The sequence below is a fragment of the Actinosynnema sp. genome (assembly GCF_052038725.1).
Map to the genome: position 1 here is coordinate 1 of NZ_JBQGCX010000759.1, position 1709 is coordinate 1709.

Genomic DNA, 1709 nt, shown 5'->3' on the forward strand with positions numbered 1-1709 from the left:
CTGCGGATCGGTCTCGTCGCGGCGCTGCGCTTCCCGGTCGCCCAGCCGTTCGCGGGTGGGCTCGAGGCCCATACCTGGTCGCTCGCACGGTCCCTCACCGCCGCCGGTCACGAGGTCGTGATGTACGCCCACGGCGACAGCGACCGCTCGGTCGCCACCGTCGTGCCGGTGTTCGCGCCGCCGCCGGTGTCCGAGGCGGCCCGGGCCGACATCGCCGCCCCGCCGGACCACTTCCTGTGGGAGCACCGGTGCATGCAGCAGACCATGTCGCGGCTGCTGCGAGACGTGGACCGCCTCGACCTGGTCCACAACAACAGCCTCCACTACCTGCCGCTGGCCATGGCGCCGCTGCTCGGCACGCCCATGGTCACCACGCTGCACACCCCGCCCAACGCGTGGCAGGAGGCGGGGGCGGTCGACGGCGCCCTCGCCAGCCGTTTCGTCGCGGTCTCCCGCGACGTGGCCGAGCGCTGGTCGGGCGTGCTCGGCGAGGTCGACGTCGTCGGCAACGGCGTGGACCCGATGCTGTGGCCGGCGGGGCCCGGCGGGGAGCACCTCGTGTGGTCGGGCCGGATCGTGCCGGAGAAGGCGCCGCACCTCGCGGTGGCCGCGGCCCGGGCCCTCGGGCGCCCGGTGGTGCTCGCCGGACCGGTCCACGACCAGGCCTACTTCGCGCGCGAGGTCGAGCCGCTGCTGACCGACGAGGTCCGCTACGCCGGGCACCTGCAGACCGACGAGCTCGCCCGCCTCGTCGGGTCCGCGGCGTGCGCGCTGGTCACGCCGTGCTGGGACGAGCCGTTCGGCCTCGTCGCGGCCGAGGCGATGCTGTGCGGCACGCCCGTCGCCGCCTTCGACCGCGGTGGCCTGCGCGAGGTCGTGGGGACCCGCGGCGGTGCGCTCGCCGCCCCCGACGACGTCGCGGACCTCACCCGGGCGGCGGCGCTGGCGCTCACGCTGGACCGGCGGCTGGTCCGCGCCCACGCGCTCGCGACCCTGAGCGCGACGGCGATGGCCGAGCAGTACGTGCAGATGTACCGGACGGCGGCATGATCGGCTGGTACGTCCACGACCACGGCTCGGGGCACCGGCGCCGCCTGGAGGCGGTCGCCGCGCACCTGCGTGGCGAGGTCACCGGCATGGGCAGCGGCCCGCCTGCGGCCGGGGTGGCGTGGCTGCCGCTGCCGCCGGACACCGGCTCGGCCCGTACCGAGGACCCCACCGCGGGCGGCGCGCTGCACTGGGCCCCGCGCGGGGAGGCCGGCCTGCTCTGGCGCGCCGAGGCCGTCGCGGCGTGGGCCCGCCGCAGCGGCTGCCGCCTGCTCGTGGTCGACGTGTCGGTGGAGATGCTGCTCCTGGGCCGGCTGCTCGGGCTGCCTACCGTGGCGGTGCGCCAGCCCGGCACCCGCGAGGACCCCGCGCACGCGCTGGGCTACGCCACCGCCGCCGCCCTGCTGGCGCCGTGGCCGCGCTCGGCCCACGGCGGCACCGAGCCCCCCTGGTCGGAGCGGACCCGGTGGACCGGGGCGTTCTCCCGCTTCGACGGCCTCGCGCGCCGCGGCACACCGACGGACTGCCCGCCGGGGCGCTGCGTGGTCCTCGCGCTCGGCACGGGCGGGCACGCCGTGCGTGCCGCCGACGTGCGCGAGGCGGCGCGGGCCGTGCCCGGGTGGCACTGGCACGTGGCGGGCGAGATCGACGCCGCGGTCGGC

The 1709-nt window shown here is 77.8% G+C and carries 1 protein-coding gene and 1 pseudogene; both read left to right on the forward strand.

Annotated features, from left to right (window positions below; translation table 11 throughout):
- A partial coding sequence (locus tag ACTUAL_RS15745; RefSeq protein WP_440900787.1) for a glycosyltransferase occupies positions 1–1050 on the forward strand: 1050 nt, incomplete at its 5' end.
- A pseudogene (locus ACTUAL_RS15750) lies at positions 1047–1709 on the forward strand (glycosyltransferase); the annotation flags it as partial. The gene ACTUAL_RS15745 and the pseudogene ACTUAL_RS15750, both read left to right, overlap by 4 nt.